This is a genomic window from Nonomuraea sp. NPDC050310 (assembly GCF_040655795.1).
GTDB lineage: Bacteria > Actinomycetota > Actinomycetes > Streptosporangiales > Streptosporangiaceae > Nonomuraea.
In genome coordinates this window covers 252410-274116 of the sequence record NZ_JBFAKP010000007.1, presented here as the reverse complement: position 1 = coordinate 274116, position 21707 = coordinate 252410, and the positions used below count along the sequence as shown (strand labels likewise).

At 74.3% G+C, this 21707-nt stretch carries 16 protein-coding genes and 1 pseudogene; 8 read left to right on the top strand and 9 right to left on the bottom strand.

From position 1 onward, the window contains the following. Positions 1-3: 3 nt before the first annotated feature. From AB0I67_RS20220 to AB0I67_RS20210, 3 genes are all read right to left on the bottom strand, one after another. Positions 4-1575: an ABC transporter substrate-binding protein gene (locus AB0I67_RS20220; RefSeq protein WP_357925538.1), complete on the bottom strand. Its 1572-nt coding sequence runs from the start codon at positions 1573-1575 to the stop codon at positions 4-6. Positions 1576-1619: 44 nt separating this feature from the next. Further along, a complete protein-coding gene (locus AB0I67_RS20215) occupies positions 1620-3206 on the bottom strand; it encodes a serine hydrolase domain-containing protein (RefSeq protein ID WP_357925536.1) in 1587 nt (528 codons plus the stop codon). 106 nt (positions 3207-3312) lie between these two features. Continuing rightward, positions 3313-4143, bottom strand: a complete 831-nt coding sequence (locus AB0I67_RS20210; protein ID WP_357925535.1) for a glutamate ABC transporter substrate-binding protein — start codon at positions 4141-4143, stop codon at positions 3313-3315. A gap of 166 nt (positions 4144-4309) precedes the next feature. Here AB0I67_RS20210 and AB0I67_RS20205 point away from each other — a divergent pair, with 166 nt between their 5' ends. The 3 genes from AB0I67_RS20205 to AB0I67_RS20195 all read left to right on the top strand — a co-directional run bounded on the left by AB0I67_RS20205 (position 4310) and on the right by AB0I67_RS20195 (position 7713). Then, positions 4310-4651: a VOC family protein gene (locus AB0I67_RS20205; RefSeq protein WP_357925532.1), complete on the top strand. Its 342-nt coding sequence runs from the start codon at positions 4310-4312 to the stop codon at positions 4649-4651. A gap of 163 nt (positions 4652-4814) precedes the next feature. Then, positions 4815-5204, top strand: coding sequence for a hypothetical protein (locus AB0I67_RS20200; RefSeq protein ID WP_357925529.1), 390 nt, complete (start codon positions 4815-4817; stop codon positions 5202-5204). An 88-nt stretch (positions 5205-5292) separates the two neighbouring features. After that, positions 5293-7713, top strand: a complete 2421-nt coding sequence (locus tag AB0I67_RS20195) for a PEP/pyruvate-binding domain-containing protein (RefSeq protein ID WP_357925527.1) — start codon at positions 5293-5295, stop codon at positions 7711-7713. Positions 7714-7828: 115 nt separating this feature from the next. Here the strand turns inward: AB0I67_RS20195 and AB0I67_RS20190 are convergent, their stop codons facing one another. The 4 genes from AB0I67_RS20190 to AB0I67_RS20175 all read right to left on the bottom strand — a co-directional run bounded on the left by AB0I67_RS20190 (position 7829) and on the right by AB0I67_RS20175 (position 10689). Further along, a complete protein-coding gene (locus AB0I67_RS20190) occupies positions 7829-8926 on the bottom strand; it encodes an alpha/beta fold hydrolase (protein ID WP_357925524.1) in 1098 nt (365 codons plus the stop codon). Between the two features lie 324 nt (positions 8927-9250). Next, entirely contained in the window at positions 9251-9601 is a 351-nt protein-coding gene (locus tag AB0I67_RS20185) for a luciferase family protein (protein ID WP_357925521.1), read from the bottom strand. 78 nt (positions 9602-9679) lie between these two features. Beyond that, on the bottom strand, positions 9680-10207 hold the full coding sequence (locus tag AB0I67_RS20180; RefSeq protein ID WP_357925519.1) for an EF-hand domain-containing protein: 528 nt from the start codon (positions 10205-10207) through the stop codon (positions 9680-9682). Positions 10208-10287: 80 nt separating this feature from the next. Further along, a complete protein-coding gene (locus AB0I67_RS20175) occupies positions 10288-10689 on the bottom strand; it encodes a hypothetical protein (protein ID WP_357925517.1) in 402 nt (133 codons plus the stop codon). Positions 10690-10851: 162 nt separating this feature from the next. On the opposite strand from AB0I67_RS20175, the pseudogene AB0I67_RS20170 reads away from it, so the two are divergent. Both AB0I67_RS20170 and AB0I67_RS20165 read left to right on the top strand, forming a co-directional pair. Then, positions 10852-12381: pseudogene (locus AB0I67_RS20170) on the top strand (dihydroxy-acid dehydratase); the annotation flags it as partial. Then, positions 12332-13195, top strand: coding sequence for an MFS transporter (locus tag AB0I67_RS20165; RefSeq protein ID WP_357925644.1), 864 nt, complete (start codon positions 12332-12334; stop codon positions 13193-13195). The pseudogene AB0I67_RS20170 and the gene AB0I67_RS20165, both read left to right, overlap by 50 nt. Before the next feature lie 33 nt (positions 13196-13228). On the opposite strand, the gene AB0I67_RS20160 is transcribed toward AB0I67_RS20165, so the two are convergent. Both AB0I67_RS20160 and AB0I67_RS20155 read right to left on the bottom strand, forming a co-directional pair. Beyond that, complete coding sequence (locus AB0I67_RS20160) at positions 13229-13867, bottom strand: DUF998 domain-containing protein (RefSeq protein WP_357925514.1); 639 nt, start codon at positions 13865-13867, stop codon at positions 13229-13231. After that, complete coding sequence (locus AB0I67_RS20155; RefSeq protein ID WP_357925511.1) at positions 13864-14220, bottom strand: hypothetical protein; 357 nt, start codon at positions 14218-14220, stop codon at positions 13864-13866. Before AB0I67_RS20155 ends, AB0I67_RS20160 begins: the two co-directional genes overlap by 4 nt. A gap of 94 nt (positions 14221-14314) precedes the next feature. Here AB0I67_RS20155 and AB0I67_RS20150 point away from each other — a divergent pair, with 94 nt between their 5' ends. The 3 genes from AB0I67_RS20150 to AB0I67_RS20140 all read left to right on the top strand — a co-directional run bounded on the left by AB0I67_RS20150 (position 14315) and on the right by AB0I67_RS20140 (position 21693). Continuing rightward, on the top strand, positions 14315-14947 hold the full coding sequence (locus tag AB0I67_RS20150; protein ID WP_357925508.1) for a GntR family transcriptional regulator: 633 nt from the start codon (positions 14315-14317) through the stop codon (positions 14945-14947). Positions 14948-15036: 89 nt separating this feature from the next. Continuing rightward, complete coding sequence (locus AB0I67_RS20145) at positions 15037-15906, top strand: SMP-30/gluconolactonase/LRE family protein (RefSeq protein WP_357925504.1); 870 nt, start codon at positions 15037-15039, stop codon at positions 15904-15906. Between the two features lie 297 nt (positions 15907-16203). Next, the gene (locus AB0I67_RS20140) at positions 16204-21693 is read left to right on the top strand and encodes a biotin carboxylase N-terminal domain-containing protein (RefSeq protein ID WP_357925501.1); all 5490 of its coding nucleotides are present in this window, start codon (positions 16204-16206) and stop codon (positions 21691-21693) included. The last annotated feature ends 14 nt before the right edge of the window (positions 21694-21707 follow it).

Genomic DNA, 21707 nt, shown 5'->3' with positions numbered 1-21707 from the left:
CCGCTACCTCACCTTGATGGCGCCGATGGCGTTGACCGTCCACGGACCAATGGAGTGGACAAACTTCTCATTTAGTGCAACACCATACTGCGCGTAGTAAAGCGGAATATAGGGCTGCTCTTCGGCGGCCAGGGTGATGATCTCCGTCACCGCGTCCTGCCGCGCCTTGCCGGTCAGCCCCAGCATCGTGTTGATCTTGGCTTCCATCTCGGGCGTGGTGTACTGCGCGAAGTTGAAGCCCTGCGGCTGGGCCGCGACCTCGCCGAGCAGGTCGGGCAGCACCTCGCCCGGGTCGGGCGTGCCGTAGGACAGCTCGGACAGGCCCATCGTGAGGTCCTGGTGGCGCATCCGCTGGGCCCGCGCGGCGTCCGGCGGCAGCGGCTTGAGATCCACCTTGATGCCGATCTTGCCGAGGTCGGCGGCGACGGCCTGCAGCGCGTCCACGCGCTTGTCGTCGCTGGCGTAGGGGACGGTGAGGGTGAAACCGTCGGGGTAGGCCGACTTGGCCAGCTCGGCCTTGGCGGCGGCCAGGTCGTAGGGGTAGTCCGGCAGGCCGGCGACCACCTGCTCGTACTGCTCGCCGTACAGGGCCTTGAGCTGCGGCTGCGGCAGGATGGTGCGCGCGGGGGCGGCCTTGCCGCCGACGGCGAGCTGCTGGACCGCGGTGCGGTTGACGGCGTGCGCGATGGCCCGCCGGACGTGCACGTCGCGCAGGTACTTGTCCTTGACGTTGAGGGACAGGAAGGCGATGGCGTTGCCCGGGTAGAAGCGGACGTCGACCCCCTTCATGCCCTCCCACTTGCGCGCCTCCTGCGGCGGGATGAGCGTGGTGCCGTCCACCGACCCGGACGAGACCGCCAGCCGCATGGCCTCCGGCTCGCCGATGGCGGTGACCTTGACCCGGTCGAGCGTGGCCTTCGGACCCCAGTACTGGTCGTTGCGCTCCAGGGTGACTCCGTCGACGGTGAACGCGGTCACCTTGTACGGGCCGGTGCCCAGCGTCGGGACCTCGGGGGTGCCCAGCGTCTGCGGGTTGGCCTCGGCCAGCTTCTTCGGCACGATCTGCCAGATCAGCGCGGCGTTGGCGAGGAAGGTCGGGTTCGGCGACTTCAGCTCGACGGTCACCTGGTCGGGCGCGGTGACCTCGACCTTCTTCACGGTGATGACCGTGCTGGCGGCCTGGGAGGCGAGCTCGGGGTCGAGGTGGCGTTCCAGGGAGTAGGCGACGTCCTCGGCGGTGACCGGGGTGCCGTCGGAGAAGCGCACGCCGGGACGCAGCTTGAAGACGTAGGTGCCGGGCTTCGGCTCGGTGAACGACTCGGCCAGCGACGGCTTGATGGAGCCGTCCTCGCCGAGGGTGACCGGCGTGTCCAGGATCGCGAACTGCACCAGCGTCGAGGGGGTGTTGAAGCCGTGGGCGATGTCGAGCACCGTCGGCGGGGAGGGGGTGACCAGGGTGAGCGAGGCGGCACTGCCGCCTGAGCCGCTCTTGGCGCCTCCGTTGGTGGCGCAGCCGGTCAGGAGCAGAGCGCCGGCCAGCGCGCCGGCGGTCAGCTTGCGGAGCTTGGGTGGCATGGGACATCGCCTCGTATCGGGGGTGGACTCGGCTGGGGTGTGGGTCAGGTGGATCCGGGCGTGTCGCGGGTCAGGCCCGGTGGGAGGCCGAGCGGGCGGGTGCCGTCGGGCTGCCGGGTGAAGCGGAGCCGGTAGGCGCCGGGCGCGCTGATCAGCAGGTCGTCGCCGTCGGGGCGCAGGTGCAGCAGTCCCGCGGTGAAGCCGCCGCCGGGCGCGGGCTCGATCGGCTCGGCCAGGCTGAGCCCGACCTCGGCGGTGCCGCGTTCGGTGATCGTGGCCAGCACCCCGGTCTCGTGGCTGAGGTAGACGGCCGGCGGCAGCGTGGATCCCTCGGCCGGGGCCGCGCCAGGGAGGTGGGCGCGCCCCCGGCCGGGGAAGTCGGTCCGCCCGGCCACCAGGGCGCCGTCCCGAGGCTCCAGCCAGAGCCCGGCCGCCTCGTCCAGCCCGTGCCAGGCGCCGTCGGCGGCGCGGACGTAGGTGCCCGCGACCTCCTCGCCGCTCAGCGTGAGCCGGCCGCCGTCGGCCTCGGCACGGAAGCTGTCGCCGCTCAGGGGCTCGATCCAGTAGCCGCTCAGCGCCTCGGCCTCCGCCGGGTCGGCGTGCTCCTCGACGGGCGGGTCTTCCAGGGGCAGCCCGGCGGCCAGCCGCAGCGCCCGCGCGCCGGCCCGGCCGGGGTCGATCGAGGTGTTGTTGGTCAGCACCGCGACGCCGAGGCCCTCCTCGGGCAGCACGAGCAGTTGCGAGCGGTAACCGGGCGCGCCGCCGGCGTGCCCGATCGCCGGCCGGCCGGCGATCGTCGAGTGCGACAGGCCCAGCGCGTACGGCCGGGGCAAGCCGTCCTCCCCGGTGCCCGACCGCACCAGCAGGGCGTCCCGCACGTCCGTGCCGAGCACCCGCCCGTCGTGCAGGAACCCGAACCACGGCCCGAGGTCGGCGACGCAGGTCGCGATCATGCCGTCGCCGACCGCGCACTCCTCCGTCTCCGCCCGCCGTACCCGCCCGTCCGCCGAGACTTGATAGCCGTAGGCGAAGCGCGGCAGGGGCTCGGTGCTGTCGTCGCGGAAGTGCGTGGCGGTCATGCCGAGCGGGCCGAAGATCCGCTCGTCGGTGAACTCGCGCAGCGTCCGGCCGGTGATCCGCTCGATGATCGAGGTCACCAGGATGTAGCCGGTGTTGGAGTAGCTGAAGGCGGTGCCGGGCGCGAAGTTGACCTCGCGCAGCCCGGCCACCAGCGCCAGGGCCTGGCCCTGGGTGATCCGGGTCAGCGGCCGGCCGGTCAGCTCGGCCAGGGCCAGCCATTCGCGCAGCCCGCCGGTGTGGCGCAGGCACTGGTCCACCGTCACCGGCACGTCCAGCCTCAGCTCCGGCAGGTGCTCGCGGATGTCGTCGCCGAGCGAAAGCCGGCCGTCGCGGCACAGCAGCAGCGCCGCGGCCGCGGTGAACTGCTTGCTCATCGACGCGATGTCGAACCGGGTCCGCTCGTCGACCGGCACCCCGAACTCCACGCTCGCCAGGCCGGCCGCGGCGTGGCAGAGCAGATCCCCGCCGGCGTAGACGCCCACCGCGAGGCCGGGTCCGCCCGGCCGTACCAACGCCTCGACCAGCTCGGTCAACCTGCCTGCGACTTCCATGCCGGACATGGTGGCAGGGGCGCGAGCCAGGGAGTTTGTCCGTAGACGCAAAGTGTGCGGGTGCCGGATTGGCCTGCGCGACCATGGCCGCCGCCGCGGGAGGGCCTTACTCGCAGCCCTCGAACTGGGGCACGAACCTGGTCAGATCGAGGCCGCTCGCGCCGAACCGGCGCTGCAGCATCGTCTTGACCGCGCCGCTCTGATACATCGCGGTCAGCGCCCGGTTGATCTCCTCGCAGCCGGCCACGTCGCCGAGCGGCAGGGCCACGCCGTACCGCTCCTCGGTGAAGGGGGCGTTCAGGATGGTGAAGGCGTCCCGGTCACGGGCCGCGTAACCGGCCAGGATCAGGTCGCCGGTCGAGACCGCCTCCACCTCGCCCCGGCGCAGCAGTTCCACGCACTCGCCGTAGGTCTTCGCCGGGACCAGCACCGCGGCGATCCCGCGCGCCTCGACGATGCGCGAGGTCGAGATCGAGCCCGAGGCCTGGCACAGCCGCCGCCCGGCCAGGTCGCGCACGTCCCTGATGGCCGTGGTGCCCCGCCGGACGAGGATGTCCTGCCTGGCCACGTAGTACGGCCCGGCGAAGGTGACCTGCTCCTTGCGCGGCGGGCTGATGGAGTAGGTCGCGATGACCAGGTCGGCGGTCCCGTCGCGCAGCTTGTCCTCCCGGCCTTCCGAGGTCGTCGCCACGAAGGAGACCCGCTTGCCGAGGTAGTCGGCGATGTAGCGGGCGACGTCCACCTCGAAGCCCTCGAAGCCGCCGGACCCGGTCTTCAGGCCCAGTCCCGGCTGGTCCGCCTTGACCGCCACGACCAGCTCGTCCCGGTCGAGGATCGAGCCCGTCGCCGCGTCACACCCCACCGGCGCCGCCCCCAGCGCCGCCGCCACCATGCCCCGGAGCGCCAGGCTCCCGCTCGTCCGTCCCCGCCGCCTCACTTCTCCGACCGTAGGCAGCCGCCGTGAACCCCCGGTGAACGCCGCCCGGCCATCGGGTCAGCGGTCGGGGGCGTCAGGGGGTGCGGCGCTCCTCCTCCTCGCTCAGAGCATGGGCCAGGCGGGGGGCCGGTCGAAACGACTCCGGCGGAGGGGCGATCATGGGGTGATGAGCATCCGACGTGTCGTCCCCGACCTGCCGGCCGGCGATCCGGCCGCCGCCGCCCGGTTCTACACCGAACTCCTGGGCTTCGAGCTGGTCATGGACCAGGGCTGGGTGGTGACGGTGGCCTCGCCGGCCAACCCGACCGCGCAGGTCACGCTGGTACGGCCCGAGGGCCTGCAGCCCGAGCTCTCCATCGAGGTCGAGGACGTCGACGCCGTGCACGCGGCGGCCCAGGAGCGCGGGGAGGAGATCGTGTACCCGCTCACCGACGAGCCGTGGGGCGTGCGCCGCTTCTTCGTGCGCGACCCGGCCGGGCACGTGGTGAACGTGGTCTCGCACCGCTGACCGGCCGGACCGGCGCCGTCCCGCCCAACAGGGCCCAGGAGGGGTACAACACCGGAAAGCCGCCCCGGGCCAGGCTAGGCTCTGACCTGACGAGACGTCGGCGCGAAGGGATCCGATCACCATCAGCGACTCCCCTCCCCCGCCCCGTCCGGCGCGACGCTGCGTGGTCGAGTCGGCCATCGTGGTGAACAGCCGCGACCGCAGCCTGGCCGACGTCGCCCACTGGACCTGCCCGCACGGCGAGCACGCCGGTAACGGGTGCGTGGTCTGCTACCACGCCTCGGCCTCCCCCGACCCGGCGCTGCCGGCGTGGGAGGTGGCGGCGTGGTTCACCACCGAGCGCTCGGTCCCGATCCGGGCGCTGCAGGACGTGCACCGGCACGACCGCAACTACGTGCTCACCCAGCCGTCCACGCCGCTGGTCTACCTGCTGAGCGCCAACGTGCGGGCCGCCTCGGCGACCGAGGCGGTGGCGGGCGTGGTGGGCTTCCTGGTCCAGAACGAGCACATCGACGACGCGTTCACGGTGACCGAGATCCGCGCCGTCCACTAGCGCCTCTCTCCCGCCCCGCGACCCCGGCGCGTTTCGAGCCGGGCTCGCGGGGTTACCAATGGCTACATCCTCCCGGGAAGGGGATGTGATGCGCGTTCTGCCGCTGTCCGAGGTCCGGGCCACCATGATCGAGCTGGTGGGCGGCAAGGCCGCCGGGCTCGGCGAGCTAATCGCGGCGGGCGAGCGGGTGCCGGACGGCTTCTGCCTGACCGTCGAGGCCTGGCGGGCCGGGGAGGTGCCCGAGCCCGAACTGCTCGACGCCTACCGGCGGCTGGGCGGCGGGCGGGTGGCGGTGCGGTCGAGCGCTACCGCCGAGGACCTGCCGGAGGCCAGCTTCGCCGGGCAGCAGGAGACCTTCCTCGACGTCGAGGGCGAGCAGGCGCTGGTGGCGGCGGTAGAGCGGTGCTGGGCGTCGCTGGACAGCGAGCGGGCGCGCGCCTACCGGGCCAACGCGGGGATCACCGGCGCGGAGATGGCGGTGGTGGTCCAGCGCATGGTCGATCCCGTGGTGGCGGGGGTGATGTTCACCGCCAACCCGATCACCGGCTGCCGCACCGAGACGGTCGTGGACGCCGCGCCGGGCCTCGGGACGGCGATCGTCGAGGGCACGGTCGTGCCCGACCACTACGTGCTGGGGGCGGGGGCGCCTGCCGTACCGGCGGGGTGCCTGACGGGCGGGCAGCTCGAACGGCTGCGCGCGGCCGGGTGGCGGCTGCAGGCCCGCTTCGGGACGCCGCAGGACGTGGAGTGGGCCTTCGACGCGGACGGCACGTTGTGGCTGCTGCAGTCACGGCCGGTCACCACGCTCTTCCCCGCGCCGCCCGGCACCGGCGACACCCGGCTCTACCTGGAGTTCGGCCACCTGCAGGGCATGCTCAGGCCGGCCACGCCGATGGGGGTGGCGATCCTCAAGCTGGGCGCGGGCCTGTGGCTGGCGGCGGCGGGGGCGAAGGTCGACCGGCGCGACCCGATGCCGCGCCTGGTGCCCATCGGCGGGCGGCTCTACCTGGACCTCACCGATTTCCTGCGCAGCCGGGTCACGCGCGCGGGCCTGGGGGCCTCGCTGGAGACGTACGGCCCGCGGGTGCAGCGCGCGGTCGAGCGCATGCTGGACGATCCCCGCTTCGCGCCCAGGGCCGGGCTGCCCTTCCGGCTCGGCACCGCGATCCGGATGACGGTACGGCTGGGCCCGGCCGGGCTGGTGGGTGTGGCGCGCTGCCTCCTCCGGCCGGACGACGCCCGCGCCCGGGCCTACCGGGCGGTGCACCGCATCCGGAACCTCGTCAGGCCCCCGGCCGGGCTCACCGGCTCCGCCGAGCGGCTGCGCTGGATCGTCGAGGACTCCCACCGGCCGCTGACCAGCATGACCCTGCAGGGCCTGATGTGGCCGCTGACCACCGGCCTGCTCGTCGGGCTCGCCTCCGCCGCGCTGCTCAACGGGATCGCCTCGGACGAGGAACTCGGCGAGGTGCTGGGCGGCATGCCGTACAACGTGACCACGGACATGGACCTGGCGCTGTGGCGGGTGTCGGTCGCCGCGCGCGCCCACCGGGAGCTGTTCCTGGAGACGCCGCCCGAGGAGCTGTCGGCCCGCTTCCTGGCCGGGGACCTGCCCGAGATCGGGCTGACCGGCTTCCTGGCCAGGTACGGCATGCGGGCCGCGGCCGAGATCGACGTCGGGATGCCGAGATGGGCCGAGGACCCCGCGCCGTTGTTCGCGGCCATCGCCAACTACCTGCGGGTGACCGATCCCGAGCAGGGCCCCGACCGCCGCTTCGCCCGCGCGGCGGCGAAGGCCGACCGCATGATCACCACGCTGACCCGCCGGGCGGGGCCGGTGCGGGGGCGGGTCGCGGGGTTCCTGATGCGCCGCTCGCGCAAGCTCACCGGGCTGCGGGAGATCGGCAAGTTCGCCTGGTTGCCGATGTTGCGGGCGGCCCGCGAGCAACTGCTGGCGATCGGCGCCGACCTGGCCACGCGTGGCCTGCTGGAGCGGGCGGACGACGTCATGTTCGTCGACCTGGCCGAGCTCGGCCGGATCGTGCACGACGGGGCCGACCTCCGGGCGGTGATCGCCGAACGGCGGGCGGAGTACCGCCGGGAGCTGCGCAGGCACTCGGTGCCGGGTGCGCTGCTGTCCGACGGGACCGACCTGGAGACCGTCGTCGAGCCGCTCCCGGCGGTCGACGGCGTGCTCACCGGGATGGCCGGCGCGGCCGGGCGGGCCACCGGGCGGGCGCGGGTCATCCGTGACCCGGCGGGGGCGCGGATCGAGCCGGGCGAGATCCTGGTCGCGCCCACGACCGACCCGGGGTGGACGCCGCTGTTCCTCACCGCGGCGGCGCTGGTCACCGAGACCGGCTCGCCGGTGGCGCACGGGCCCACGGTGGCGCGGGAGTACGGCATCCCGGCGGTCATCTGCGTGCGGGACGCCACCCGGGAGATCAGGACGGGGCAGCTCATCACGGTGGACGGCGCGGCGGGCACCGTCACCTTGGACGAGAGCTGAAGCCCGGCCGGGACAGGGCCTGGAGCGCCGGCCGGGGCAGAGCCGGGGGTGAGCCGGTACGAGGCCGGGGGTCAGGCGGGACGAGGCCTGGGGTCAGGCGGGACGAGGCCGGGGGTCAGCCGGTCATGCGGAAGAAGGCGATCGCCCGGCGCCCGGCGTCGAGCTCGCGGCTGCTGACGCCGTTGGCGGACAGGCGCGGGGAGCCCGCCCAGCCCGGCCAGGCGTGGCCGCCGCCGCGCACCAGGAGGAGCTCCACCGGTGCCCGGCCGCCCTCCCAGCGGGTGCGGCGCAGGGTGGTGCCGTCGTGCGGGTCCCTGTCCGGCAGGTCGCGCCCGGTATCGGCGCGTGCCCCGGCGGGTTTGGCGAAGGCCTCGGCGGTGGCCGTCACCCCGATGCTGGCCGTACGGCCCGGCCCTGGTGAGGGCAGCGCGGTGAGCGGGCGGTGCGGGTCGCGGTCGCCGTGGATGAGCAGCACGGGCACCGGGCCGCGCGGGGTGATGTCCGGCGGGAGCTGGGCGGCGACCGCCACCACGCCCCGGACGAGCTCGGGATGGTCGGCGGCGAAGCGCAGGGCCATCCCGCCGCCGTTGGAGAACCCTGCCAGGTAGACCCGCGCCGGGTCGGCCCCCTCTCGGCGGACCAGGTGGTCGATGAGGTCGCGCAGGAAGCGCACGTCGCGCGCCAGGCCGGGGCCGTCGTCCCAGTGCCGGTCGAGGCCCTGGGGGTAGGCCACCAGCATGTCGCGGGCGAAACGGCCCAGCCGGGTGCCCTTCCGCATGCCCCGCGCGTGCCCGCCCCGCCCGTGCAGAGCGATGACCAACGGGACGCGGGCACCCTCGGTGGCAGTAGCCGCGACCGAGCCCGCGGGCCCGGTCGGGGTCGGGGGCGGGGACGCGGTTCCAGGTCCGGTTCCGGTTTCGGGCGCGGTCGTGGCGACGGGCGCGGTCGTCGTGGCGGCGGTGGCGGCGGTGGCGGCGGGCGCGGTCGCGGGGCGTTGCAGGAGGTAGGTGCGCTGGACCCCGCCGGACTGCAGTGTCCCCCGGTTGGGCCCGGTCTTCAGCCTGCCGTGCTCCGGCCCGGGCGTCACCTCGGCGGCCCCGGGCGGCGCGGGGTTGACGGAGGGGATGACCACGCCCGTCTCCGGCGACCCGGCCGAGCACCCCGCCAGCAGGAACACCCCGGCCAGCCCGGCCGCGACGTGGTGACGTGCCATCGGCTCCCCCGTGCGATCGACTGCGCACCGACCCTACCCGCGCCCACACCTCCCCGGTGACACCCCCTCAGGCCGGCCGCAGCCCCGGGTGCGCCCGACGGCACGCACACCGGTACGGCCCGCACACCGTGCCCCCGTTGGCCGGGGGCGGGCAGGAGGGAGGGGTCCTCCGAGCGGGCGCCGACCCGGTGGCGGGCCAGGCATGGGAGCAGGCCCCGGGCGGGCGGCGGACCGGGGCCGAGTGCGGGCGCAGGCTCGGAGGGAGGGTCGGGCGCAGGCCCGGAGGGATGGGCGGGCGCAGGCTCGGAGGGATGGGCGGGCGGGTCAGGGGTGGGCGTGGGCTTGGATGGCGACGCTGGTCAGGGCCAGCAGGAGTTCCATGCCCGGTTCGGTGTCGACCTGGACGGCGACCCAGGCGCGGTCCGGGCAGGCGTGCACCTGGCCCGACTCCCACAGGTGCGGTTCGAGCCGCCGGATGACCGGGGCGGTCAGCCGGAGGCGTATCTCGTTGAGGCCGCTGGTCCGGAGGATGCTGGTCCCCTGGACTGCGACGGCGACCCCGTCGGGGGTCTCGCGGACCGCCACGGCGGACCAATGGCGGAGTTCGCGGAGCGCCCGGGCCACGTACGCCCCCTGCCGGGGGGTGGACCGGTGCCTGACGGGAAACCCTGTCACCCCTCCATGCTCCACCGCCGCCCACCGTGCGGTCACCAGCCGTTCCTCAACCGTTACCAGGCAACCGGGGGCTCCCGGTCACTCCTGCGGGCGCGGCGGCCCGAAGACGTGCGAGCCGGGGGCGTCCGGGTCGTCGCCGGCCCAGAACTCGCTCCAGTGCCGGGCGAACTCGCGGCGCGACAGGGTGCCGTCGCCGTCGAGGTCGAGGCGGGCGAAGGCGGCGGTGGTGTCGGTGGGCCGGCCGTTCCAGGCCTCGATCATCCGCTGGTACTCCGCCGGGCAGATCCGGCCGTCGCGGTCCTCGTCGACGGCGTCGAACATGGCCTCGGCGGTGCCGATGACCTCGTCAGGAAGCTGGCCGAGCAGGTCGACGACGGTCAGGACGTCCTCCATGGCGACCGACTCCGGGTCGCGCGAGCGGGCGGCGAGCAGCCGCCACCAGCCGCGCATGATCGCGGTCAGCCGTTCCTCGTCGCCGGCCACCCGCGTCTGCGCCCAGCGCCGCGCGAGCGCGTCGAAGTCGCTCTCGCGCAGCAGCCCGTCGCCGTCGGCGTCCATCGCGCCGAAGACCAGTCGCACCTTGTCCCGCTGGAATGTGGTTGCCATGGCCCCGATCGTCCCCGCGGTCACGGGAGGCGACTCCTGCCCCGGGAGCCACCTTCGGCCACCGCAGGGTGAGACAACCGTCACTCCACGCGTTCGGCGTTGGACTCGTAGCCGCCACCGCCGGGGTAGACCCAGGCGCCGGTGAGCTGGCGGCCGTCGGCGCTGAAGGTGCCGGTGTAGTAGGCGGGCGAGCCGCGGTCGCCGCCCCAGATGGTGAGGGTGTCGCCCACCAGCTCGTAGGTGTAGTCGAGGGTGCTGCCGTCGTCGCCGTAGTAGCGCGACTTCAGGTCCGCGCTCGGCTCGGCCATCAGCCGCCGCTCCCTGCCGATGATCTCGAAGCCGCTGGCGTCGTCGAACTGGACGTCCTGCCGCAGGAAGTACTCGTTCAGCCAGCGGTAGGTGACCACGCCCTCGTGGCCGCCGCTGATCTTCCACGTGCCGACGAGCCGGTCCAGGGCCTTCAGTGCGGGGTCGTTGTTCATCGCCGTCTCCTTGGGTGGTGGGGTGCGCCAGTCATCCAGGTAGACCCGCGCCGGGGGCGGAACTCATCGCTCCCGGCGCCGTCGTTCTTGACACCGGAGGCCCCGATGGCCCCTCTATAGGACGGGATTTCCCGGCATCGGCCCCCACCGGCGAGGAGTGGTATGGACAACGGCTTACGCAGCAACTTCACGCCGGGCAGCACCCTCTGGGCGGTCCGGCGGGCGCAGTGGAGCGCGATGGGCATCAGCCCCGCCGACCAGGAGCGGCCCAAGGTCGCCGTGGTCAACACCTCCTCCCAGCTTTCGGTCTGTTTCAGTCACCTCGACGAGGTGGCCCGCCGGGTCTGCGCCGCCGTACGGCAGGCGGGCGGCCTGCCGTTCGAGATCCGCACCACCGCGCCCAGCGACTTCGTCACCAGCGCCGGCCGCGGCGCCCGCTACCTGATGCCCTCGCGCGACCTGGTGGTCAACGACGTCGAGGCGGCGGTCGAGGGCGCGGTCCTGGACGGGGTCGTCTTCCTGTCCTCGTGCGACAAGACCACGCCCGCGCACCTGATGGCCGCCGCCCGGCTCGACCTGCCGTCGATCGTGGTCGTCGGCGGCTACCAGCGCGGCGGCTCGTTCGCCGGCTGCTCGGTGGACATCGACACCGTCTACGAGTCGGTGGGCGCGGTGGCGGGCGGTTCGATGAGCGTGGAGGAGCTGGGCGAGCTGGCCGACGCCGCGATCGAGGGGCCGGGGGTGTGCGCGGGGCTGGCGACGGCCAACACGATGCACTGCCTGGCCGAGGCGCTCGGCATGACGATGCCGGGCTCGGCCCCAGTGCGGGCCGGGTCGGCGGCGATGTGGCGGCGGGCGGAGGAGGCCGGGGCGCGGATCGTCGCCATGATCGGCGAGGGGCTCACCGCCCGCCGGGTGCTCACCGCCGAGGCGATCGGGAACGCCGTCGAGGTCGCCCTGGCGCTGGGCGGCTCGGTGAACTGCGTCCGGCATCTGGCCGCCGTCGCCGCCGAGGCCGAGCTCGATCTCGACGTGGTCGCGCTGGTCGAGCGGCTGGGCCGCGACGCCGTCCAGCTCGCCGCGATCAGGCCCAACGGCCCGCACCAGGTGTGGGATCTGGAGGAGGCGGGCGGCGTGGCCACGGTGCTGCGGGCGCTGCTGCCGCGGCTGCACCGCGGCGCGCTCACGGTCTCCGGCCGTACCGTCGGCGAGCTGGCCGCCGTGGCCCGGCCGCCGGACGGCGTGGTGCTCCGCGAACCTCACGACCCGGTACGGCACGCGCCCGGCCTGGCCATCCTGCGCGGCTCGCTCGCGCCCGACGGGGCGATCGTCAAGCTCGCCGGGGTCAAGGCGGAGGCCGCCCGCCGGTTCGAGGGGCCGGCCCGGGTGTTCGGCTCGGAGGAGGACGCGCTCGACGCGCTGGCCGCCGGGCGGTTGCGGCCCGGCGAGGTGATCGTGCTGCGCGGGCTGGGCGTGCGGGGCGGGCCGGGGACGGTGTTCGCCGCCGGGTTCGTCGCCGCGCTCAACGGCGCGGGGCTGTCCGGGCAGGTCGCCGTGGTGACCGACGGGGAGCTGTCCGGGCTCAACCACGGTCTGGTGGTCGGGCAGGTCATGCCGGAGGCGGCCGACGGCGGGCCGCTGGGTGGGGTGGCCGACGGCGACCTCGTCACGATCGACCTGGACGCGCGGGCGCTGGACGTCTCCCCGGTGCGCGAGGCCGCCCCCGCCTGCCGTACCGGCGGACTTCGAGAGCTGGGGGTGGCGGGTGCCGTTCCTGCTCGGGTCGCTGCTGCTGGTGGCCGGGGTGTTCATCCGGCGGGGCGTCGCCGAGCCCGCCGCGTTCACCGAGGCGGTCCGGCCGGTCCGGGTTCCGCTCCTGGCGGTGCTGCGGGAGCGGCCTCGCGCCTTCGCCGTGGTCGTGGGGGCCCGGCTGGCGGAGAACTCCTTCGCCTACCTGTTCCCGGTGTTCGGCGTCGCCTACGCCGTGGACGTCCTCGGCGTGGAGCGGCAGGTGACCCTGCTGGCGGTGGTGATCGCGGCGGCGGTCCAGGTGGCGGCGGTGCCGCTGTGGGCGGCGCTCTCGGACCGGGTGGGGCGGCGGCCGGTGTACGCGGCGGGCGCGGTCGCCTCGGCGGTGTGGCTGGCGCCGTTCTTCCTGCTGGTGCAGAGCCTGTCGCCCGCGCTGCTCGTGCTGGGTTTCGTGGTGGGGCTCGGCGTGCTGTACCCGGCGATGCTCGCCCCGCAGGCCGCCTACTTCGCCGAGCTGTTCGAGCCGGGCACGCGGCTCTCGGGGTTCGCCGGGGCCCGTGAGCTGGGCTCGGTGCTGGCCGGCGGGCTGTTGCCGTTCGTGGCGACGGCGCTGGTGGCCTGGTCGGGGCACTGGTGGCCGGTGGCGGCCTACCTGACGCTGCTGAGCGCGGTCACCGTGGTGGCGTTGTCGTTCGGGCCGGAGACCGGCCGCCTCGCGCCGGAGCCGGCGCGGGGCGGCACGCCCGTGTCCCGGTGATCGGCCCCGCCACGGTCCGGTTCGTGGTGAGGGTCATCGCGTGCGGTGCAGCCGGGCGGCGGTGAGCGACAGCCAGGTCCAGCCGGCCACGACCGCGGCGGCGAAGGCCAGGTTGAGGCCGGGGACCCGGGCGCCGGAGGCGATGCCGAGGAAGGCGGCCAGGAACACCACGCCGGTCACCGCGGAGTAGACCGCCCAGCCGCGCCGCCCGGCCGCGGCGTGCGCGCGCGCGAGCACGAGGCAGGCGGCGACCAGGCCGAGGAAGCCGATCCCGCCGACGGCCAGGTGCGCCAGGCCGTGCCAGGTGATCGTGGTGTCGGCGCCGATCGGGAAGCCGTCCATCGGGTCGGCGGCGAACAGCCCGGCGCCGACGACGCCGAGGCCGTAGAGCGCGATCAGGCGCGGCGCCCAGCGGCCTTCGCCGGCCCGGGCCAGGCCGGCCGCGAAGGCGAGGGTGAGCGCGCCGGTCACCAGGAAGTTGGCGATCTGGATCCAGCCGGCGTCGCCGTTGCTGAGCACGCTCACCGGGTGGCGGGTGAGGTCGAAGCCCTCGCGGGTCAGGACCTGGATCGCGGCGACCAGGACGTAGATCGGGCCCGCGACGATCCCGCAGGCCGACAGGACTCCGGTCCGCTCCCGTGCCGGGGCGGCGGCGGCCACCGCGGCGCTCATGCGCCCTCCGCCCCGAACAGCGCGCGGACCTCGGCCTCGCCCTGCCAGCCGGGCCAGTGCTTGGCGTGCAGGGCCAGGAACTGCCCGGCCAGGTCGGCGGCCTCGTCGTCGCCGACGGCCTTGATCAGGGCGTAGGCGTCGATCTGCTCGCGCGCCGGGACGGGCGTGGTGCGGCCGTCCTCCAGCCGGAGCCTGCGGCCCATCGGCGCGGGCGCCAGCCCGGCGGTGGAGATCAGGACCCCGGCCTGCGCCATGGCCGCGCCGTGCTCGGCGATGGCGGCCATCAGCTCGGCGGGCGGCGGGCCCAGTTCGGGGTGCTCGTCGGACTTCAACATCAGCAGGTAGTGCATCATCTTCTCCCTCGACCGGGCTAATACACCACTGATATATCGGTGATGTGCCATTGATACACCGGTATGCTGGAAGCTGTCCAGAGGTGGGAGGGGCATGAACAAGACCGACCAGGCGTACCAGGCCCTGGAGAAGATGATCACGTTCCAGGAGCTGCCGCCGGGCAGCCTGCTGTCCGAGCGCGCCCTGATGGAACGCACCGGCTACGGCCGGACGCCGGTGCGCGAGGCCCTGCAGCGGCTGGCCCGCGAGCGGATGGTCGACATCCACCCCAACCGCGGCGTCTTCGTCGCCGACGCCTCCATCGAGTCGCAGCTCCGCCTGCTGGAGGTGCGGCGCAGCCTGGAGGAGCTGGCCGTACGGCTGGCCGCCCAGCGCGCCCAGCCGCCCCAGCGCGCGGCCATGCTGGAGCTCGCCGGGCAGCTCCAGGAGTTCACCGGCGCCGACGCGCACGAGTTCGGGCCGTTGCTGAAGGAGTCGCACGCGTTGGTCGCGGCGGCGGCGGGCAACGACTTCCTGTCGGTGGCGATGGCGCCGTTGCAGGGGTTGTCGCGGCGGTTCTGGTTCGCCAACCTGCGGGACCCGGCGCGGGAGATCAGGGCCGGGGCCGACCGGCACCAGGACGTGCTGCGAGCCGTACGCGCGGGCGACGCCGAGGCGGCGGCGCGCGCCTCCCTGGCCCTGAACGACTACCTCGTGGACTTCACCCACCGAACCCTGCACACCTGACCCCGGCGGCCTTGACCACCGCCGACCCGCACGCCGTACCCCTTGCGGCTGCCGGGCTCCCACCGACCCCTGCCTGGAGCGCACCCCCAGTGACCCGCACCACCGCCCGACCCGCCGCCCCCGACGTCCACGCCCTCGGGGAGGGCCCCGTCTGGGATCCCGCCCGGCAGCGCCTGCTCTGGGTCGACATCGTCGCCGGCGTCGTCCACGAGGGCGCCCTCGACGCCGCGACCGGCGAGATCACCCCCACCGCCCGGCACACCTTCGGCACCACCGTCGGCGCGGTGGCCGTCGCCGAGGACGGCGAGCTGATCGTCGCCGAGCAGGCCGTCCTGACCCGAGTCGACCTCGCCGGCCGGCGCACGGAACTGGCCCGCGTCCTGCCGCCCGGCCGGCGCAGCCGGCTCAACGACGGCGCGGTGGACCCGGCGGGCCGCTTCCTGGTGGGCAGCCTCCCGCAGGACGACCGGCAGGGCGAGGAGGTGCTCGTCCGGCTGGACGGCGAGCGCGTGACCGTCCTGGACGCCGACCTCACCGTCTCCAACGGCCTGGCCTGGAGCCCGGCGGGCGACGTGCTGTACAGCGTGGACACCGCCTCGGGCGTGGTGTGGGCGCGCCGCTACGACCCGGCCGACGGCGCCACCGGGACCCGCGAGCAGGCCTTCACCGTCACCGAGGGCAAGCCGGACGGCATGTGCGCCGACGCCGAGGGCAACCTCTGGGTCGCCAACTGGGGCCTGGGCCGCGTCGAGCACCGCACTCCCTCCGGCGAGCTGCTCGGCACGATCGAGACCGGCGCGCCGCACACCAGCAGCGTCTGCTTCGCCGGGCCCGCCCTGGACACCCTGGTCATCACCACCGCCGTCCAGGGGCCGGCCGAGCCGGGGCCCGCCTCCGGCCGCCTGTTCACCGCCCGCGCGGACGTCCCGGGCCTGCCGCTCCCGTACTGGCGCCCCTGACCCGGCGGTCCGCCCGGGAGGCGGGCGGGCGGCTCTATGCTGGGAGAAGGGGATCGTCGAAGCCGGCCCGCCGAGGGGAGGCCGCGACGCTCCGCAGGAGTGCGGAATCCACGACGGCTAGCGCATGATGCGGCAAATCGCTTTTGTGGATTACCTACAACACGACGGCTCTGTCCTGCCGGGTGGAGGACATTGGTGTCCTCGCCGTGATGGACCAGGCTATCGAGAGGTGCAGGCGACGCTCCGGAAGATGCGGACGTCGCCTTCGATGCTTGAGGTAGCTGGGAGGCTCAACCGGTGTTCAGTCGTGTCGCCATCGTCAATCGTGGAGAGGCCGCGATGCGGCTCATCCACGCCGTACGCGACCTTTCGGGGGAGACGGGGACGCGGATCGAGACGGTCGCCTTCTACACCGACGCCGACCGTAACGCCACCTTCGTCCGCGAGGCCGACCACGCCTACGCCCTGGGCCCGGCCTCGGCCCGCCCTTACCTCGACCTCGAGGTGCTCGAACGCGCCCTGGTCGAGTCCGGCGCGGACGCGGCCTGGGTGGGCTGGGGCTTCGTCGCCGAGGACCCGGCCTTCGCCGAGCTGTGCGACAAGATCGGTGTGACCTTCGTCGGCCCGAGCGCCGAGGCGATGCGCCGGCTCGGCGACAAGATCGGCGCCAAGCTGATCGCCGAGGAGGTCGGGGTGCCGGTCGCGCCGTGGAGCCGCGGCGAGGTCGCCACCCTGGAGCAGGCGCTGCGCGCCGGCGACGAGATCGGCTACCCCCTGATGCTGAAGGCCACCGCGGGCGGCGGGGGGCGCGGCATCCGCATGGTGGCCTCCCGCGAGGAGCTGACCGACGCCTACGAGCGCACCAGCCAGGAGGCGCTGCGCGCCTTCGGTTCCGGCGTGGTCTTCCTGGAGCGGCTGGTGACCGGGGCCCGGCACGTCGAGGTCCAGGTGATCGCCGACAGCCACGGCACCGCGTGGGCGCTGGGCGTGCGCGACTGCTCGGTGCAGCGGCGCAACCAGAAGATCATCGAGGAGTCCGCCTCCCCCGTCCTGGCCCCCGAGCAGGCGGCCGAGCTGAAGGCGGCCGCCGAGCGGCTGGCCGTGGCGGTCGGCTACTGCGGCGCCTGCACCGTGGAGTTCCTCTACCACCCGGGCGAGAAGCTCTTCGCCTTCCTTGAGGTCAACACCCGGCTGCAGGTCGAGCACCCGATCACCGAGATCACCACCGGCACCGACCTGGTACGGCTGCAGCTCCACGTGGCCGCCGGCGGCAGACTGGAGGGCGAGCAGCCCGCCGAGCTCGGCCACGCCGTGGAGGCCCGGCTCAACGCCGAGGACCCCGACCGCGACTTCGCGCCCGCCCCCGGCCGCATCGCGCGCCTGGTGCTGCCCGCCGGCCCCGGCATCCGGGTGGACACCGGCGTCAGCGAGGGCGACACCATCCCGGCCGACTTCGACTCGATGATCGCCAAGATCATCGCCTACGGCCGCGACCGCGACCAGGCCCTCGGCCGGCTGCGCCGGGCGATGGCCGAGACCACGGTGATCATCGAGGGCGGCGCGACCAACAAGAGCTTCGTCCTCGACCTGCTCGACCAGCCCGAGGTGGTCGACGCCAGCGCCGACACCGGCTGGATCGACCGCGTGCGCGCCGAGGGCCGCCTGGTGAGCCACCGGCACTCCGCCGTCGCCCTGGCCGCCGCCGCCATCGAGGCCTACCTCGACGAGGAGGAGGTCGCCCGGCAGCGGCTGCTGGCCACCGCGCACGGCGGCCGGCCGCAGGTCCAGCACGACACCGGCCGCCCGCTCGACCTCAAGCTGCGCGGCGTGGGCTACCGGGTGAGCGTCGCCCGCGTCGGCCACACCCGCTTCCGCGTCGGCGTCTCCGGCGGCGGCGAGGTGCACCCGGCCGACGTCGAGATCGAGCGCTTCGACGAGCACAGCGGCCAGATCGTGGTCAACGGCCGCCGCTTCCGCCTGGTGTCGGCCACGCACGGGCCGATCCACCTGGTCGAGGTGGACGGCGTCACCCACCGGGTCGGCCGCGACGAGGGCGGCGTGGTCCGCTCCCCCGCCCCCGCGCTGGTGGTGGCCGCCCCGCTGGCCGCCGGCGACGAGGTCGAGGCGGGCGCGACGCTGCTGGTCCTGGAGAGCATGAAGATGGAGACGGTGCTGCGCGCGCCGTTCCGTGCCCGGGTGCGCGAGTGCGCGGTCAGCGCGGGCAGCCAGGTCGAGACCGGCGCGCCGCTGATGCGGCTGGAGCCGCTGGGCGACGAGGAGGCCGCCGAGGCCGGGCAGGCCGCTGAGGCGGTCGAGATCGACCTGCCCGCCGAGCCGGCCCAGGCCTCCCCCGCCGAGCGCGTCGAGCGCGGCCTGCAGGCCCTGCGCAGCCTGCTGCTCGGCTTCGACGTCGACCCGCACGACCAGCAGCGCGTGCTGTCGGACTACCTGGCCGCGCGCGCCGAGCTGGGCGGGCGGCTGCTAGAGGGCGAGCTCGACCTGCTCACCGTCTTCGCCGACCTGTCCGAGCTGAGCCGCAACAAGCCGGTCGGCGGCCTCGACCTGGAGCCGGACAGCGCGGTGCACAGCCCGCGCGAGTTCTTCCACAGCTACCTGCGCTTCCTCGACGTCGAGCGGGCCGGGCTGACCGAGGACTTCCAGGCCAAGCTCGCCGCGGTGCTGGCCCACTACGGCGTCACCGGCTTCGACCGCACGCCCGAGCTGGAGGAGGCGGTCTTCCGCATCTTCCTGGCCCAGCAGCGGATGGGCGCCGACGTGCACGTCGTGTCCGCGCTGCTGCGCCAGTGGCTGGCCGACGCGCCGCCGCTGGAGTCGCTCGCCGAGCGGGCCGGGCTCACCCTGGAGCACGTGGTCCAGGCGACGCAGGTGCGGTTCCCGACCGTCTCCGACCTGGCGCGCGGCATCGTCTTCCGCTGGTTCGCCCAGCCGCTGCTCCGCCGTACCCGGGCCAGGGTCTATTCGGCGGTGCGGGCCGATCTGAGCTACCTCGACCGCAACCCCGACGCGGCCGACCGCGCCGAGCGCATCCAGGCCATGGTGGCCAGCGCCGAGCCGCTGGTGCGGCTGGTCGGCCAGCGCATCGGGCGGCCCGGCTGCGACTCCGCGCCGCTGCTGGAGGTGCTGACCCGCCGCTACTACGGCAACCGCGCGCTGGCCGAGGTGGCCGTGCGGGAGGCCGGCGGCTGCCGGTTCGTCACCGCCGAGCACACCGGCCCCGAGCGGGTGACCCGGGTGGTCACCACCGCCGTCGACGTCAGCGCGCTGCCCGGCGCGATCGGCGCCATCGCCGGGCTCGCGGCCGGCGTGCCCGAGCACGGGCTGGTCGCCGACCTCTACGTGACCTGGGAGGACCAGCCGGACGTCGACGCCCTGGCGGTACGGCTCGGCGAGCTGATCGCCGAGCACGCGCCTCCCGCCGGGGTCCGCCGGATCACCATGACCGTCGCCGGCACCAGCGGCGCGGTCATGCACCACCACTTCACCTTCCGCCCCGACGGCGAGCGCGGCTTCGCCGAGGACCGGCTGATCCGCGGCCTGCACCCGCAGATCGCCCAGCGGCTGCAACTGCAGCGCTGGCGCGCCTTCGACCTCACCCGGCTGCCGTCGGCCGACGAGGAGGTCTACCTGTTCAAGGCGGTGGCCCGCAGCAACCCGGCCGACGAGCGGCTGATCGCGATGGGCCAGGTGCGCGACCTGACGCCGCTGCGCGAGTCGGACGGCCGCCTGGTCGCGCTGCCCTCGGTCGAGGGCGGCCTGGCCGCCGGGCTCGACGCGATCCGCACCATCCAGATGCAGCGCCCGCAGAACAAGCGCTTCGACACCAACCGCATCATGATGTACGTCTGGCCGGCCACCGAGCTGTCGGGCGAGGAGCTGAACGCGCTGGTCCAGCGCATCCTGCCGACCACCGCGGGCGCGGGCCTGGAAGAGGTGCTGTTCGTCGCCCGCCAGCGCAACGCGGCCGGTGAGCTGAGCGAGGTGGCCGTGCGGGTCAGCCTCGGTCCCGGCCACGGCGCGCGGGTCGAGGTGGGCAAGCCGTCGATGGAGCCGGTGCAGCCGCTGGACGCCTACCGGCAGAAGGTGCTGCGCGCGGCGCGGCGCGGCAACGTCTACCCCTACGAGCTGACCGACCTGCTCGCCGGCCCGGAGGGCCGCTTCGTCGAGCACGACCTCGACGAGCACGGCGTGCTGGTGCCGGTGACGCGGCCCAAGGGCAACAACACCGCCGCGATCGTCGCGGGCGTGGTCACCACCCCGACCCCGCACCACCCCGAGGGCGTGACCCGCGTGGTGCTGCTCGGCGACCCGACCAAGGCGCTGGGCGCGCTGTCGGAGCCGGAGTGCTCGCGGGTGATCGCCGCGCTCGACCTGGCCGAGCGGCTGCGGGTGCCGCTGGAGTGGTTCGCGCTGTCGGCCGGCGCGCGCATCTCGATGACCTCGGGCACCGAGAACATGGACTGGGTGGCCGCCGCGCTCAAGCGCATCGTGACCTTCACCCAGGCCGGCGGCGAGATCAACGTCGTGGTCGCGGGCATCAACGTCGGGGCGCAGCCGTACTGGAACGCCGAGGCGACGATGCTCATGCACACCAAGGGCATCCTGGTGATGACGCCCGACTCGGCGATGGTGCTGACCGGCAAGCAGTCGCTCGACTTCTCCGGCGGCGTGTCGGCCGAGGACAACGTGGGCATCGGCGGCTACGACCGGGTGATGGGCCCGAACGGGCAGGCCCAGTACTGGGCGCCCAACCTGGCCGCGGCCCGCGACGTGCTGATGGCGCACTACGACCACACCTACGTGGTGCCGGGCGAGTCCGCGCCGCGCCGGGCGGCCACCATCGACCCGGCCGACCGCGACATCCGCGACTTCCCGCACTCGGTGGCGGGCAGCGACTTCACCACCGTCGGCGAGATCTTCTCCGCCGAGCACAACCCCGACCGCAAGAAGCCGTTCGACATCCGCACGGTGATGCGGGCGCTGTCCGACCAGGACCACCCGGTGCTGGAGCGCTGGGCGCGGATGGCGGACGCGGAGACCTCGGCGGTCCAGGACGTGCACATCGGCGGCTGGCCGGTCTGCCTGGTCGGCATCGAGTCGCGGCCGGTGCCCCGGCGCGGCTTCCCGCCCACCGACGGCCCCGACACCTACACCGCCGGCACGCTGTTCCCGCAGTCGTCGAAGAAGACCGCCCGGGCGATCAACTCCGCCTCGGGCAACCGGCCGCTGGTGGTGCTGGCGAACCTGTCCGGGTTCGACGGCTCGCCGGAGTCGATGCGCAAGCTGCAGCTGGAGTACGGGGCGGAGATCGGGCGGGCGATCGTCAACTTCGAGGGGCCGATCGTCTTCTGCGTGATCTCCCGCTACCACGGCGGGGCCTTCGTGGTCTTCTCCAAGGCGCTCAACCCGAACATGACCGTGCTCGCGCTGGAGGGCTCCTTCGCCTCCGTGCTCGGCGGGGCGCCGGCCGCGGCCGTCGTCTTCTCCGGCGAGGTCAACACCCGCACCGCCAACGACCCGCGGGTCGCCGAGCTGGCCGCGCGCGTCTCGGGGGCCAGCGGCGCCGAGCGGGCCTCGCTCAACGCGCGGCTCACCGAGGTGCAGGCGGCGGTCCGGGCGGAGAAGCTGGGCGAGGTGGCCGCGGAGTTCGACCGGGTGCACAACATTCAGCGGGCGGTCGAGGTGGGCTCGGTGGACGCCATCGTCAGCGCCGCCGAGCTGCGGCCGCGGATCATCGAGGCGATCGAGCGGGGCATGCGCGGGCGCTGAGCCCGCACGCGGTC

What these genes read in the sequence shown, in the direction of transcription:
- AB0I67_RS20220 (WP_357925538.1), bottom strand. Translation starts at nt 1,575, where the DNA reads ATGCCACCCAAGCTCCGCAAGCTGACCGCCGGCGCGCTGGCCGGCGCT.
- AB0I67_RS20215 (WP_357925536.1), bottom strand. Translation starts at nt 3,206, where the DNA reads ATGGAAGTCGCAGGCAGGTTGACCGAGCTGGTCGAGGCGTTGGTACGG.
- AB0I67_RS20205 (WP_357925532.1), top strand. Translation starts at nt 4,310, where the DNA reads ATGAGCATCCGACGTGTCGTCCCCGACCTGCCGGCCGGCGATCCGGCC.
- AB0I67_RS20195 (WP_357925527.1), top strand. Translation starts at nt 5,293, where the DNA reads ATGCGCGTTCTGCCGCTGTCCGAGGTCCGGGCCACCATGATCGAGCTG.
- AB0I67_RS20190 (WP_357925524.1), bottom strand. Translation starts at nt 8,926, where the DNA reads ATGGCACGTCACCACGTCGCGGCCGGGCTGGCCGGGGTGTTCCTGCTG.
- AB0I67_RS20180 (WP_357925519.1), bottom strand. Translation starts at nt 10,207, where the DNA reads ATGGCAACCACATTCCAGCGGGACAAGGTGCGACTGGTCTTCGGCGCG.
- AB0I67_RS20175 (WP_357925517.1), bottom strand. Translation starts at nt 10,689, where the DNA reads ATGAACAACGACCCCGCACTGAAGGCCCTGGACCGGCTCGTCGGCACG.
- AB0I67_RS20160 (WP_357925514.1), bottom strand. Translation starts at nt 13,867, where the DNA reads ATGAGCGCCGCGGTGGCCGCCGCCGCCCCGGCACGGGAGCGGACCGGA.
- AB0I67_RS20155 (WP_357925511.1), bottom strand. Translation starts at nt 14,220, where the DNA reads ATGATGCACTACCTGCTGATGTTGAAGTCCGACGAGCACCCCGAACTG.
- AB0I67_RS20150 (WP_357925508.1), top strand. Translation starts at nt 14,315, where the DNA reads ATGAACAAGACCGACCAGGCGTACCAGGCCCTGGAGAAGATGATCACG.